This window comes from Micromonospora sp. CA-263727 (assembly GCF_050942455.1).
Classification (GTDB): Bacteria; Actinomycetota; Actinomycetes; order Mycobacteriales; family Micromonosporaceae; genus Micromonospora.
Map to the genome: position 1 here is coordinate 2,616,505 of NZ_CP192031.1, position 13,591 is coordinate 2,630,095.

15 protein-coding genes are annotated in these 13,591 nt (G+C 69.8%); 9 read left to right on the forward strand and 6 right to left on the reverse strand.

Annotation, left to right across the window (positions count from 1 at the left end; all coding sequences use genetic code 11):
* Positions 1-388 precede the first annotated feature (388 nt).
* The 5 genes from ACQPYA_RS11835 (at position 389) to ACQPYA_RS11855 (ending at position 4,024) form a co-directional block, all read left to right on the forward strand.
* Complete coding sequence (locus ACQPYA_RS11835; protein ID WP_433528380.1) at positions 389-697, forward strand: hypothetical protein; 309 nt, start codon at positions 389-391, stop codon at positions 695-697.
* A gap of 47 nt (positions 698-744) precedes the next feature.
* Positions 745-1,485 (forward strand): GOLPH3/VPS74 family protein, encoded by a 741-nt coding sequence (locus ACQPYA_RS11840; protein WP_433528381.1) that lies wholly within the window; start codon positions 745-747, stop codon positions 1,483-1,485.
* Positions 1,486-1,517: 32 nt separating this feature from the next.
* Positions 1,518-3,011: an APC family permease gene (locus ACQPYA_RS11845; RefSeq protein WP_433528382.1), complete on the forward strand. Its 1,494-nt coding sequence runs from the start codon at positions 1,518-1,520 to the stop codon at positions 3,009-3,011.
* A 15-nt stretch (positions 3,012-3,026) separates the two neighbouring features.
* A complete protein-coding gene (locus tag ACQPYA_RS11850) occupies positions 3,027-3,671 on the forward strand; it encodes a GNAT family N-acetyltransferase (RefSeq protein WP_433528383.1) in 645 nt (214 codons plus the stop codon).
* 86 nt (positions 3,672-3,757) lie between these two features.
* Positions 3,758-4,024 (forward strand): hypothetical protein, encoded by a 267-nt coding sequence (locus ACQPYA_RS11855; RefSeq protein ID WP_433532653.1) that lies wholly within the window; start codon positions 3,758-3,760, stop codon positions 4,022-4,024.
* A 28-nt stretch (positions 4,025-4,052) separates the two neighbouring features.
* Here the strand turns inward: ACQPYA_RS11855 and ACQPYA_RS11860 are convergent, their stop codons facing one another.
* The 4 genes from ACQPYA_RS11860 to rfbB all read right to left on the reverse strand — a co-directional run bounded on the left by ACQPYA_RS11860 (position 4,053) and on the right by rfbB (position 7,139).
* Positions 4,053-4,361: a PRC-barrel domain-containing protein gene (locus ACQPYA_RS11860; RefSeq protein WP_433532654.1), complete on the reverse strand. Its 309-nt coding sequence runs from the start codon at positions 4,359-4,361 to the stop codon at positions 4,053-4,055.
* Entirely contained in the window at positions 4,348-4,728 is a 381-nt protein-coding gene (locus ACQPYA_RS11865; protein ID WP_433532655.1) for a hypothetical protein, read from the reverse strand. The genes ACQPYA_RS11860 and ACQPYA_RS11865 overlap by 14 nt, the downstream gene beginning before the upstream one ends.
* Positions 4,725-5,951 carry an NRAMP family divalent metal transporter gene (locus ACQPYA_RS11870; protein ID WP_433532656.1) on the reverse strand — a complete coding sequence of 409 codons (1,227 nt, stop codon included), beginning with the start codon at positions 5,949-5,951 and terminating at the stop codon, positions 4,725-4,727. The genes ACQPYA_RS11865 and ACQPYA_RS11870 overlap by 4 nt, the downstream gene beginning before the upstream one ends.
* 180 nt (positions 5,952-6,131) lie before the next feature.
* A complete protein-coding gene (rfbB, locus tag ACQPYA_RS11875) occupies positions 6,132-7,139 on the reverse strand; it encodes a dTDP-glucose 4,6-dehydratase (RefSeq protein WP_433532657.1) in 1,008 nt (335 codons plus the stop codon).
* A 444-nt stretch (positions 7,140-7,583) separates the two neighbouring features.
* On the opposite strand from rfbB, the gene ACQPYA_RS11880 reads away from it, so the two are divergent.
* Entirely contained in the window at positions 7,584-9,086 is a 1,503-nt protein-coding gene (locus ACQPYA_RS11880; protein ID WP_433533477.1) for a sugar transferase, read from the forward strand.
* 24 nt (positions 9,087-9,110) lie between these two features.
* Positions 9,111-9,776, forward strand: a complete 666-nt coding sequence (locus ACQPYA_RS11885; protein ID WP_433532658.1) for a polysaccharide deacetylase family protein — start codon at positions 9,111-9,113, stop codon at positions 9,774-9,776.
* Positions 9,777-9,779: 3 nt separating this feature from the next.
* Here the strand turns inward: ACQPYA_RS11885 and ACQPYA_RS11890 are convergent, their stop codons facing one another.
* On the reverse strand, positions 9,780-10,625 hold the full coding sequence (locus ACQPYA_RS11890) for an SDR family NAD(P)-dependent oxidoreductase (RefSeq protein WP_433532659.1): 846 nt from the start codon (positions 10,623-10,625) through the stop codon (positions 9,780-9,782).
* A gap of 72 nt (positions 10,626-10,697) precedes the next feature.
* On the opposite strand from ACQPYA_RS11890, the gene ACQPYA_RS11895 reads away from it, so the two are divergent.
* Positions 10,698-11,285 (forward strand): TetR/AcrR family transcriptional regulator, encoded by a 588-nt coding sequence (locus ACQPYA_RS11895; RefSeq protein WP_433532660.1) that lies wholly within the window; start codon positions 10,698-10,700, stop codon positions 11,283-11,285.
* Positions 11,286-11,896: 611 nt separating this feature from the next.
* Here the strand turns inward: ACQPYA_RS11895 and ACQPYA_RS11900 are convergent.
* On the reverse strand, positions 11,897-12,478 hold the full coding sequence (locus tag ACQPYA_RS11900; RefSeq protein ID WP_433532661.1) for a TetR/AcrR family transcriptional regulator: 582 nt from the start codon (positions 12,476-12,478) through the stop codon (positions 11,897-11,899).
* 99 nt (positions 12,479-12,577) lie between these two features.
* Between ACQPYA_RS11900 and ACQPYA_RS11905 the strand changes: the two genes are divergently transcribed.
* A complete protein-coding gene (locus ACQPYA_RS11905) occupies positions 12,578-13,540 on the forward strand; it encodes a 2-dehydropantoate 2-reductase N-terminal domain-containing protein (protein ID WP_433532662.1) in 963 nt (320 codons plus the stop codon).
* Positions 13,541-13,591: the final 51 nt, after the last annotated feature.

Consider the following 13,591-nt stretch of genomic DNA (forward strand, 5'->3'; position numbering starts at 1 on the left):
AGACGATGACGCTCAGCACGTTGCCGCACAACCCTCGCGGCAACAGCACACCCTCATGTGGACGGATAACGACCGTCTGCTGAGGACGAATCTGGCCAGCGGTGAAGTCCACAGGATTCACGAGCCGGGTGCGGGGACTGTGCCGCTTCCCCCGATCGGAGCGGTTCCCGCACTCCATGGTCGGGTGCGCGGTCGGTGTCGGGAAGGACCTGGCCGCGCATCCCTAACAGGAAGGTGATGGCAGTGCGCGTCAAGTGGTTCGTGCCGGTCGACGCCGATCACCCGTACCGTCCGTTCGGCCTCGCCCCGACGCCCGCGCCCATCGCCGGACCCGCCGTTGATCATGAGGTTGGCCGGTTGGCAAGCGCTCACCCGAACCGCCAACCTCATGATCGACGCGCTGGGGGTCTGGGGTGGGGTCGTGTATAGGTCGCCGCTGCCGTTGCCGGAGGTCGCGGCGGGGACCCTGCTGCGGCTGGAGGCGGGTGACTGGTCGTACGGGCGGGATCTGATTCCGGGCACTCCGGTCGCCGTCGTGGTGGCGGGTGTGCGGGATCTGCCGAATCGGGACGACGAGTGGGTGTGGGTGCTGGGGCATCGGCCGGAGTGCGCGTACCCGCATGTCGATCGGCATCCGCCGTGCATGGAGGTGCGGGTCGCGGTCGCCGCGCTGCGTGGGGGAAGGCGGGAGTCGTGACGGGTGGGTTTGTTTTCGATGATTCGACCGAGAAAGGCCAGTCGACGGTGAACGACACACCTTCCGGCGTACCCGGTGGGTATGCGCCGCATCTGCACGAGCATCCGGTGCCGAGCCGGCCGGTGCGGGCGGTGGGTAGCGCCGCCGCGCGGAACACGATGCGTGTTGCTGACGAGTTCTTCTATCTGGCGCATGACGATCAGACCGGTCGTCCGCGTTTGTTCGAGTCCGCGACGGCGCATGGGTTGGCTGCCGCGTTGCTGGTCGAGTTGTACCAGGAGGGGCGGGTCACGTTCGAAGGCCGGCATGTGCGGGTGATCGACGTGGTGCCGCCGCAGGACTGGCTGCGGCATCTGGTCCTGGATCGTCTGGTGGCCGAGCCTCGTCATACCGCGACCCGGACGTGGTTGGCGTTCCTGGGCACCAGCGCCTATGAGCAGGTGGCGACCCGGATGTGGCAGCTCGGGCTGCTGCGTCCGGAGCAGGTGGGCCGGTGGTGGCGGCATCGGACCGTCTACGTGCCCACCGACATGAACACCGCCGCCTGGTCGTGGGCCCGGCTTTCCTTCCAGGTACGCAACTACCAGCGGCTGAACGCTTTCGACGTGGCTCTCGCCGGGTTGGCGGTGCACACCCAGCTCGATTCGGTCCTGCTCGATGGTGCGCCGCTGGCGGCCCGCGCGTTCCTCGGTCAGCAGGTCGAGCAGGCGCACCCGCCGCTGCGGGACCTGCTCGCCGATCTCGGTGCCGTTGTCGGTGGTGCGGTGCTGAGCCACCGCACCTCCTGAGCCCATTTCACCTTTTCGTGGAAAGAGAAGTGATGTCCCACACGAGACCTGACACCGTTTCCGCCGTTCTTGCCCGTGGGCGGCTTGGTATTCCGTCGGTGGTGTTCTTCGTCATCGCCGCCGCCGCGCCGTTGACCGTCGTGGCGGGTGGTGCGACTACCGGGTACGCGGTCACCGGGGTCACCGGCATTCCCGTGTCATATCTGGTGGTCGCCGTCGTGCTGGCGCTGTTCGCGGTGGGCTACGTGGCCATGTCGCGCAGGATCGTGAACGCGGGCGCGTTCTACACCTACGTCACCCGGGGTTTGGGTCGTCCGGCGGGTGTCGGTGCGGCGATGGTCGCGCTGCTGGCCTACAACGCGATGCAGATCGGCCTCTACGGTGGGGCCGGCGCGGTCACCGCCCAGTTTCTGAGCGACCGCTACGGTTGGCAGCTGACCTGGTGGGTCTGTGCCCTCGCCGTGTGGGCGGTGGTGGCGGTGCTCGGGGTCGCCCGGATCGACCTCAACGGCCGCGTCCTCGCCGTGGTCCTGGTCGCCGAGTGCGTGGTCGCGTTGACCTTCGACGCGGTCATGGTCACCCACCCGGCCGACGGCACGGTCAGCTTCGTCACCCTCGCCCCGACGCACGTCTTCGCCGCCGGCATCGGGGCGGCGCTGGTCACCGCGATCACCGGTTTCGTCGGCTTCGAGGGCACCGTCGTGTTCTCCGAGGAGACGAAGGATCCTCGGCGCACGATCGCCCGTGCCACCTACATCGCGGTGGCGGTGACCGGTCTGCTCTACGGGTTGTCGGCGTGGGCGATGTCGGTGGCCACCGGCCCGGACCGGATCGTGGAGGCGGCTCGCGCCGACGGCACCGACCTGATCTTCAACCTGGTGTCCCCGTACCTGGCCGACAGCGTCATCACCCTCGCCCGGGTCCTGTTCATCACGTCGCTGTTCGCCGCCCTGCTGTCGTTCCACCACACGGTGGCCCGGTACCTGTTCGCCCTCGGCCGCGAACGGGTCCTACCGGCGGTGTTCGGCCGCACCAGCCGGCGTACCGGGGCACCGAAGGTCGGCTCCCTCGTCCAGAGTGGGCTCGCTTTCGCGGTGCTGGTCGGCTACGCGGTGGCCGGGGCGGACCCGATCGTGCACCTGTTCTTCTGGATCACCGTCACCGGCGGCCTCGGCGTCCTGATCCTGATGACGGTCACCTCTACCGCCGTGATCGGCTTCTTCGCCCGGGTCACCCACACCGAAGGGCCGTGGCGGTCACTGGTCGCGCCGGGCACCGCGACGGTCGCGCTCGCCGGGATCCTCACCGTGACCCTGCGCGAGTTCGACACCCTCCTCGGCGTCGCACCCGACTCGCCGCTGCGGTGGGCGTTCCCCGCCGCCTACGCCACCACCGCACTGCTCGGCATCGGATGGGCACTGCTCCTCCGCACCGTCAACCCCACCGTCTACACGGCGATCGGCCTCGGCGCGGACAGCGACACCAGCCCGCTACGCGCCCCCAACACCCTCCACCAACCCGCCTAACCACAGGGAGAAACCGTGACCAACACCGTCACCGTCCGACCCGCCACCCGCACCGACGCCGGACCCCTGATCGCCGTACTCGCCGAAGCCTTCCACCCCGGCCCCCTCGCCGACTGGCTCATCCCCGACCCCGACGACCGACGCACCATCTACTACCGCTACTTCAAAGACGCCTACCACCACGGCCTCGAACACGGCCTCGTCCACACCACCACCGACCAGACCGCCGTAGCGATCTGGCACCCCCACCACGAACACACCCCCACCCCAGGACGACTCACCACACTCGAACGCATCGCCGGAACCTACGCACCGAAACTCGTCCTCCTGGAACAACTCCTCGACACCCACCACCCCGACCAGCCCCACCACCACCTCGCCTACCTCGCCGTCGACCCCACCCGCCACCACCAAGGCATCGGCACCGCCCTACTCACCGACCACCACCGCCACCTCGACCACCTCGGCATACCCGCCTACCTCGAAGCCACCAACATGCACAACCGACGCCTCTACCTCCGCCACGGCTACACCGCCGGCACCACGATCACACTCCCCACCGACGGGCCCACCATCTGGCGCATGTGGCGCGGCACCCTGGACACCAACGGCAGCCGGACCCCATTCCCGCACACCAGACCACGGCGGCGGTCACTGTGACCACCACCCCCGCGACCACACCACCCATCCACCCCACACCACCGAGCCGCCCCGCACCACCGAGCCGGCCCGGACGGCCTGGGGACGTGGCCGCCATCACTGGCTCGCTCTCCCGCACGTCGTGCCGGACGCCCGCCGCCAGGGTGCCGGCAGCGCACTCCTCACACACCACCACCAGCACGCCGACCAACGCCGGCCACCCGACCGACACCATCGTCACCACCACCACAGCCCGCAACCACCTCACCCGACAGGGCTACCACCCAGGAACATCCCTGCGTCTGCACGGCGGCCCACACCTGTGGCCCCTCCGGCGCGCCGGCCGACCGAACTTCACCAGCACCGCCGACTGAGCCACCACCGACCGGGCGGCACCGTCGCTCAACCCGACGGCGGCGGTGCCGGTCCGGCTGGTAGCGGTGGGTCCAACCGGACCCGGTGCAGGGGCACCTGCACCGTGCTGCGACCGAGCAACCGGGCCACCGCGCGGATCGCCCACGGGCCGGACGGATGGCGTTCGGGGCCGATCAACCGGCCGCTCAGCCGGCCGTACCAGTGCCGGGTCACCACCAGGTCGGTCAGCCGCAGCGGGCCGCCGGGCCGGCCGCGTACCACCAGGTCCACCACCCGGCCCAGCCGGCGGCCCTGCTCGTCGTACGCGGTCCGGCCCAGCAGCTCACCCGCCCGCACGGCCGGCTCCCGGGATCCGGTCGATCAGGTTGCGGCGCAGCCACTCCTCCACCGGCGAGATGCCCAGCTCCTCGGCCCGCACCCGCAGCCACACCGCGCTGTCGACCCGGGTGACGAGCGCGTACGGAATGCGCAGCGGCGCCATCGGTCGGTCGGTGACGAACCGTTCGGCGGTGAGCACCAGCATCCGGCCGAGCCGGCCACCGACCCGCGACCCGAGCGCGCCCGGCCCGCTGAGCAACGTCCGCAGGCACGGCACCCCGTCCGCGTCGAGCGCGAACTCCACGTCGTCGACCTTGCCGACCAGCCGCCCGTCGGCGTCGACCAGTTGGCGGTCGAGCAGCTCGCGGCCCACCTGGATTCTCACTGCCCCATTCTCGTGCCGACGGCGAGCGGGACGGCGGCGATCGCCGCCGCGAGGATGACCAGCAGGATCACCGCGCCGAGCAGGTTGAGCCAGCGGCCGTTGACCCGGTCGCCGAGATAGGTGCGGTCGTTGGCCACCACCAGGATCGGCAGGTACGTCAGCGGCAACGCCACCGCGCTGATGATCAGCATGTACTCGGTGAGCGTCACCGGGTCGACCGTGGTGAGCAGCAGGAGCACCCCGAGCAGCACGCTGACCAGCAGCACGGTGTGGAACCGGGCCGCCTCGCGGGGGCTGACCCGTTTGCCCCACTGCCAGCCGAAGTACTGTGCGGCGGCGTACGCGGCGGAGAGCCCGGTCTCCAGCGCGGCCCCGAAGGTGACCGCGAAGAAGGCCAATGCCGCGATGGCCAGGCCGGCCGCGCCGAAGGCCAGCACGACCGGGTGCGCGACCTGGTCGAGGCTGGTGACCGGCACGCCGGCCGGGCGCAGCACCACGGTCGCGGTGGCGATCAGCGACAGCGCGAGGAACCCGCCGATCGGGAACCCGACCAGCACGCTGAACCGGGCGTCGGCGAGGTCGGCCGGGCTCCAGCGTTCCTCCACCCCGCCGGAGGAGAAGAAGAAGACCTCGTAGGGGCTGACCGTGGAGGCGAAGAGGGCCACTGCGAAGAACCAGTACGTCCCCCAGCCCTGCCCGCCCTCCGTCGGCAGCACCACGCCGCGCCCGAGCGCCGCCCAGTCGGTCGGCAGCCACCACAGCGCGACGGCGAAGACCAGCAGCGCAAGCCCGGCCAGCCCGAAGACCCGCTCCATCACCTGGAACCGCATCCGCCAGAGGACCAGCCAGACCGCCAGCCCGGCGACCGGTATCCAGAGCAGGTACGGCACGCCGCTGGCCAGCCGCAGCGCCAGCGCCACCCCGCCCAGTTCGGCGGCCAGGGTGATCACGGTGACCAGGTACGACGCGATCAGGTTGAGCAGCGCCACCCGGGCCCCGAGCCGCTCCCGGATCAGGTCAAAAACCGCCCGCCCGGTCACCGCCGCGATCCGGCCGGCCATCTCGGCGTACGCGCAGATGGCGACCACACCGAGCAGCAGCACCCAGGTGTGTGCCATGCCGAACCGGGCGCCGGCCTGGCCGGCGGCGACCAGGTCACCGATGTCGACGAAGCCGCCGACCGCGGAGAGGATGCCGAGGGTGGCGGCGAGGAGCTTCCTCACGTCGGCGGTGTCGTGGGCACGGTCATCGCCGCGACGATATCCCTGCTAAAGCCACTATCTATGGCAAAACCGGCATCTGTTGTCCGGTGGGCCAGCGCGCTCCGGACGGCGGGTCAGCCTGCTCCCGCGCGGCCTGCCGGCCCTGCTGGCCCGCCCGGCGCGACCGGCCCCGCGTCCGGCTCAGCCGGTCGGTGCGGAGGCCGCTTTCAGTGGTTGCCACCAGGTGCGGTTGTTGTGGTACCAGCGGATGGTGTCGGTGAGGCCGTGGTCGAGGGTGATGGTGGGTGTGTATCCGAGTTCGTGGTGGGTTTTGGTGGTGTCGAGGGAGTAGCGGCGGTCGTGGCCTTTGCGGTCGGGGACGGGTGTGACTTGGTCCCAGGTGGCGTTGCAGGCGTTGAGGAGTCGGGTGGTGAGTTGTTTGTTGGTGAGTTCGGTGCCGCCGCCGATGTGGTAGATGTGGCCGGCGCGGCCTTTGTGTTGGGCGAGGGCGATGCCGCGGCAGTGGTCGTGGACGTGGAGCCAGTCGCGGATGTTGCCGCCGTCGCCGTAGAGGGGGATGGTGTGGCCGTCGAGGAGGTTGGTGATGAAGAGGGGGATGATTTTTTCGGGGTATTGGTATGGGCCGTAGTTGTTGGAGCAGCGGGTGAGGACGACGTTGAGGTTGTGGGTGCGGTGGTAGGCGAGGGCGAGGAGGTCGGAGCTGGCTTTGGTGGCGGCGTAGGGGGAGTTGGGGTTGAGTGGCCAGTCTTCGGTCCAGGAGCCGGTGGTGATGGAGCCGTAGACCTCGTCGGTGGAGACGTGGACGAAGCGGTTGATGTGGTGGTGGAGGGCGGCGTCGAGGAGGGTTTGGGTGCCGAGGATGTTGGTGGTGACGAAGGGGGTGGCTTTGGTGATGGAGCGGTCGACGTGTGATTCGGCGGCGAAGTGCACGATTACGTCGTGGCCGGCGACCACTTCGTTGACTAGGGCGGTGTCGCAGATGTTGCCGTGGATGAACTGTAGTCGGGGGTCGTGGCGTACGGGGGCGAGGTTGGCGAGGTTGCCGGAGTAGGTCAGGGCGTCGAGTACGGTCACTTTGGTGGGTTCCAGGGCGGGCACTCCTTCGGCGCTGCCGCCTGGTGCGCCGAGGAGCATGCGGACGTATTCCGAACCGATGAAACCGGCCCCACCGGTGACGAGAATCCTCACGGGTCCGGAAGTCTACGCGAGCGCGGCTCGCGAGCCGGTCGCGTCGGCGACAGCGGCATGGACGGTGGCACCGAACTGCCGACGTGGCGGCAGCCGGCGCGCTTCGTTGCCCAACACGTACCGTGACGTTCTCCCGGTCCATCCGAAAGTCGTGCCGGTCAGGTCTGGACGGGTGGATCACGGCAACCGCGCGGAAGCCGCCGCACGCCCTGTCGGTTGCATGTGAGCGGCTGACGGCGTACTGATCTTCTGGGCCCGAGAAAACCAAACTATTCTCACGTCGGGAGCCGGGGGGCCATCCTCATCCTCGACCTGTCTCGCGCGTCCGCCGGGGGAAACACCCCCGCCGGGCGCGATTGTTCGGCCTGGCGGAACAGCAGGAGCCAGGCGATCAGCCGCACCGCGAATCGCCGGTGGACGAGCGATGGAGGCTACTTGAATTCGGTGGAACTGGCGCCGGTCACCGAACGTGTGGACGCCGGCACCGGGTCGGTGGCGTCGCCGTCGGAGACCGCCGCGCCGAGGCGAAGTGGCTGGCAGCCCCGGTACGTCGCCAGCCTGTGCCTGACCGATCTGCTGGTGGGCCTGGTGTCGGCGGTCGCCGCCCTCGGCCTTCGATTCGGCGCACACACGACCGAGCCGTACAACCGCGGGCACCTCTGGCTCACCATTGCGCTGCCGTTCGCCTGGCTGATTGCGCTAACGCTCAACCGGGCGTACGAAACGCGTTATCTCTTTGTCGGCAATGACGAGTACGCCCGGGTCGTTCGATCCGGTCTTGCGCTTACCACCACGTTGGCGATTGTCGCGCTCGTGTTCGAGTTCCGGCTCGCCCGGGGCTACGTCATCATCGCGATGCCGCTGATGGTCGTCGCCAGTGTCGTGCTGCGGTACCTCCTCCGCCAGCGGCTGCACCGTTCCTGGGCCCGCGGCCACCGGTTACACCGCGTGATCCTGGTCGGGCACGAACATGCCGTCGGCGAGATGGCCAAGCGGCTGCGCCGCGAGCGTTACCACGGGCTCGGGGTGGTCGGCGCCTGCCTGCCGTACGAGCAGGCCGACTCGGCGGCCCGGCGGGCCCCCGGCATACTGCCGCCGGTCCTCGGCACCTTCGAGGAGGTGGCGGCGGCGGTCAGCCGGACCGGTGCGGACACCGTCGTGGTGCTCTCCTGCCCGGAGATCGCCGGGGCCGCGCTGCGCCGGCTGGCCTGGCAACTGGAGCGCGACGACGTCGACCTGATCGTGGCCAGCAACCTGGTCGACGTGGCGGGCGACCGCACCACCATCCGTCCGGTCGACGGACTGCCGATGCTGCACGTCGAGCATCCCCGGCTCAAGGGCGGCCGGCGGTTGCTCAAGGGGTTCTTCGACCGGGTGTCGGCACTGCTGCTGCTCACCCTCGCCTCCCCGCTGTTGCTGGTGATCGCCCTGCTGGTCCGGCTGACGCCGGGCGCCGGCGGCCCGGTGATCTTCCGGCAGGAGCGGGTGGGCCGCAACGGCCGCCTCTTCGTCATCTACAAGTTCCGCACCATGTACGTCGACGCCGAGGACCGCCTCGCCGAGCTGCTGGACCGCAACGAGCACGACGGTGGACTGTTCAAGATCCGCGACGACCCGCGGGTGACCCGGGTCGGGCACTGGCTGCGCCGGTTCTCGCTGGACGAGCTGCCGCAGCTGGTCAACGTGATCAAGGGCGACATGTCGCTGGTCGGGCCCCGGCCGCCGCTGGCCCGAGAGGTCGCCAACTACCCGCCGGACATGCGCCGGCGGCTGGTCGTCAAGCCCGGCCTCACCGGGTTGTGGCAGGTCTCCGGTCGCTCCGACCTGTCCTGGGAAGAATCCATCAGACTGGATCTTTCGTACGTGGAAAACTGGTCGTTGACAATGGACCTGACGATCCTGCTCCGGACGCTGGGCGCGGTCGTCCGCAGCTCCGGCGCGTACTGACCCCGACCTCCGCACAGGAGAAGCATGAGCGACCACCGCGTGATCAACATTCTGTTCCACGGGATCGGCACACCGCGCCGGGAGCTGGAACCGGGTGAGGATCGCTACTGGGTGACCGTCGACCGGTTCCACGAACTCCTCGACGAGGTGATCTCCTGGCCGCAGGCGCGGCTCAGCTTCGACGACGGCAACGCCTCGGACCTTGAGGTGGGGCTGCCCGCTCTGATCGAACGGCAGGTGAGCGCCACCTTTTTCATCATCGCCGGCCGGCTGGGCGAACCCGGCAGCATCGACGCCGACGGAGTCCGGGAGCTACGGCGGCACGGCATGCCGGTGGGCAGCCACGGCATGTGGCACCGCCCATGGCGCGGCCTCACCCCCGCCCAGGCCACCGAGGAGTTCCACACGGCCCGGGACCAGCTCGCCGAACTCACCGGCGAACCGATCGACCAGGCCGCCTGCCCGCTCGGCCGGTACGACCGGGCCGTCCTGTCGCGGTTGAAGGCGGCCGGATACCGCCGGGTCTTCACCAGTGACCGGCGTCCGGCCCGACCGAACGCGTGGCTGCAACCGCGCTACAGCGTCCGGGCCGAGGACAGCGCCGCGGGCCTGCGCGACATCGTCTTCGGCCCGGGGCCGCTCGGCCGGGCCCGGTCGAGCGCCGTCGGTCTGGTCAAGCGCTGGCGCTAGCCATCAAGGGCGATGCGGCTGGGCCACGGCACACCCGACGCCGGAAGTACGGGTCATCCGTGCGCCGACCAGTTCGGTCATCCGGCGGCGGCCGACGAGCCGTCCCACCACGGGGGCGATCTTGTTGGACCGGCCGGCGACGACGTTGGGCGGCGGGTTGCGGCGGTCCAGCCCAGCCAGGGCCGCAGCCACTACCGTCCCGGCGGACATCCGCTGCGACCCGCCGTCGGCGCTGGCCCCGGCGACGTCGAAGAACTCGGTCTGGGTCGCCCCCGGCGACAGCGCGAGCACCCGCAGCCCGGTGCCCCGCGCCTCGTACCAGAGGGCTTCGGTGAAGCTGAGCACGAACGCCTTGCTGGCGCCGTAGACCGCCATGGTCGGGTTGGCCTGGTACGCGGCCATGCTGGCGACGTTGATGAGGAAGCCGTCCCCGCGCTGGCGGAGCCGGGGCAGGAAGGTGTGGCAGATCTCCACCACGCTGCTGGCGTTGAGCGCGATCTCCGACGTCAGGCGGGGCAGATCCAGTTCGTGGAACGGGCCGTGGTTGGCGAAGCCGGCGTTGTTCACGATACTGGTCACCTCGATCTGCCGGGTGTCGAGCTCGTGTCGCACCAGTTCGCCGACGTCGCGCTGGGTCAGGTCCAGCGGCAGCGTCGACACGGTGATGTCGTGCCCGGCGCGCAACTCCCTGGCGAGGGCGTCGAGTCGGTCTGCGCGGCGGGCGACCAGCACGAGGTCACTGCCGCGCTGGGCGAGTTGGCGGGCGAACTCCGCCCCGATACCGGCGCTCGCGCCCGTGACCATAACCGTCTGCCGGGAGTAGTCCACCGGCGGTAGAGAAGCAGCCATGGCGTCATGATATGCCCATCTGGCATTGAGTGCCAATCGGGCTTCGAGTGTCGGAAGCGATAGGCTGGGCACATGACGACGGCGGACGAGGCGCGGCCCGGGCTGTGGGCGAGGTCCCGGCAGCGGGCGTACGCCGAGATCACCGCCGTGGCGATGGATCTCTTCCTGACCAAGGGCTTCGAGCAGACCACAATCGACGAGATCGCCGCCGCCGCCGGAATCTCCCGTCGCTCCTTCTTCCGCTACTTCGGTACGAAGGAGGACGTCGTACTCGGCCACTTCGTGGCGGAGGGGGCGGTGCTCCGGGCCGCGCTGGAGCGTCGGCCCGAGGACGAGGAGATCTGGGCGGCACTGCGCGGCGCCATCTTCTCCTCGGCGGGGGAGTCGCCCGACACGCAGCGCCTGTTGGCGATCGCCCGGATGATGTACCGGACGCCGTCGCTGCGGGCACGCACCATCGAGAAACACCTTCAGTGGTACGAGCATCTGGCGCCCGAGGTGGAACGGCGACTGGGTACGGGAGATCCGCTGCGTGCCAGGGTCATCGTCGGCTGCGTCGTCACCTGTCTCGACCTCGCCGGTGAGGCGTGGACCGAGGACGGCGGCGTCACACCGCTCAGGGATTACTTCGACGCGGCGCTCGACGCGCTCCGCCGATAGCAGTGCCGCGGTCGATGAAGCTCGCTGGAAGGGACTCGCGCCGATAGCGCCGCGGGAAGCGGCAGATCCGGGTGTGGCCGCCGCCGCTCTCGTTTGCTGACGCCGGGGCGGCCGAATTACGGCTGATGCGCCGACAACGCTGAGTTACGGTGCTTCGATGCAGGCGAATGCGGCCCAGCGGGCGACACAGGCGGCCATGTCGTTGGTGGACCGGACATTGTGGACGGTCGATCGCACTGGATCCAGGGTCGAGTGGTCATCTTGGGGCTTCGATGCCACTCGATCATGGATCGAGCGTGATCTTGCACGCGCTGAAGCACGCGCGTTCATCGGTAAATCCGCGAACCGTCGGGCCGCCCGCCGTCGTCACGTTGCGTAGTTGGTGAGCTTCAGGAACGGCTTGCCGACACCCTTGCCGATCGACCATGCGCACTTGCCGACGCCGGTGGTTGCGGTATGTGTGCTGGCGGTAGCCGGGCGGGTGGGTGTGAGGCGTACCCCCGGTGGCGCTTTCCGGCCGGCAGGTCGCTGGCTCGCGGTCCCGGCCGGGGCGGTGGCGGGTGGATTGTTCGCCGCGGTTGAGCGAGGGGCGGGTGCCGGGCGGGCGTCACTCATGGTGCGGTGTGGCGGAGACCGGCGAGGAGGAGGGTGATGACCTGGTCGGCGTTGGTGCGGTAGCTCGGGTGGTCGTGGGTCGCGCAGATGCCTTGTAGGGCGACCATGACGGCGCCGGCGCTCACGTCGTCGCGGATCGTTCCGGTCTCCGCGGCGGAGGCCAGGAGGTCGGCGATCACCTGGTGCAGGGCCTGGGCGCCCTCGGCCAGGGTGTCCGAGCGGGTGGCCATGAGTGTCGCGAGGGTGCGGGCGAGGCCCTCATGGGCGTGCAGGTGGGCCACGAAGCCGCGCAGGAAGGACTCCAGCGCCTTGTCGGCGGGGAGGGTGGCGTGCAGGTCGCGGGCGCGGTCGCACAGTGCGGCGAGTTCTTCGCGGTAGACCGCTTCGGCCAGGGCTTCCCGGGTGGGGAAGTGGCGGTAGAGCGTGCCGGTGCCGACGCCGGCCAGCTTGGCGAAGTCGTCGAAGCGCAGGTTGAAGCAGTTGTTGGCGAAGAGTTCGCGGGCCTTGGCGATCAGGGCGTCGCGGTTGCGGCGGGCGTCGGCGCGTAGCGGCTTGGCGTCGGTCACGTGAGGTCCCATGTTGACAAGTGGAGACTGTCTCCATATTTTGAAAGTGGAGATAATCTCCGATTATAGGGTACGAGGTGGCTCGTGAAGATCTTGATATTCGGCCGGGGCGTGATCGGCGCAGCCTATGGGTGGGCCCTGGAACGGGCCGGGCACCACGTCGAGTTCTATGTCCGGCCGGGGCGGGCGGCGGCGTACGGGGATGCCATCGACGTCGATCTGCTCGACGCGCGACGGCGGCCCTGGGGAAAGCGGGTCGCCGAAAGGTGGCCGGTGCGCTACCGCGAGTCGCTGGAGCCGGACCATGACTTCGACCTGATCGTGCTGAGCGTGCAGCACTACAGCTTCGCGGAGGCTTTGGCCTTCCTGGGGCCGCGCGTGGGCGGGGCCACGGTGCTCGTCTTCAACAACCTGTGGGTCGAGCCGTTGACCGCGATCGAACATCTCCCCGCGGAGCAGGTGGCCTGGGGCTTCCCCGGGGCTGGCGGCGGTTTCGGCGACGACGGTGTGCTGCGTGGGGCGCTGCTGCCCATGGTCTTCCTCGGCACGCTCGACCGGCCGCCGACCGAGCGGGAGCGGGCCGTGCGCCAGGTGTTTCGCGGAGCAGGGTTCAGGGTCCAGGAGAACCCCGACTTCCGGGGTTGGCTGGCAATCCATTTCGTGCAGAACGCGGGTCTGCACACGCAGAGCCTGAGGCGGGGTTCCCTGTCCACGCTGACGCGCGGCGACGTACGCGAGGCGATCCTTGCCATCCGCGAGCTGCTACCGCTGGTCGAGGCCCGTGGCGTCGATCTGCGGCGGCATCGGGCCGCCCTGCTGCCGTTCACCGCGCCCGTCTGGCTGGCCGCACCGGCACTCGCCTGGCTGCTCGCCCGTTTCCCGCCGATGCGCCGGGTGACGACGGCTCACGCCAACCCCGAGGAACTGCGTGCGGTCTGCCGCGACACGCTGGCGGAAGCGCGCAGGCTGGGGGTGGAGGTGCCTCGGCTGGAGGCAGCCGAACCCTACTTCACCGACGCGAGCGCGGCTGGGGTGTCGGGGGCGGGCTTGTCGCAAGGAAGGGTCCCCGGCTGACGCCTGGCGCACTACAGGGACCCTTCCTTGCCCGAGACGTGCGCGGGGCGG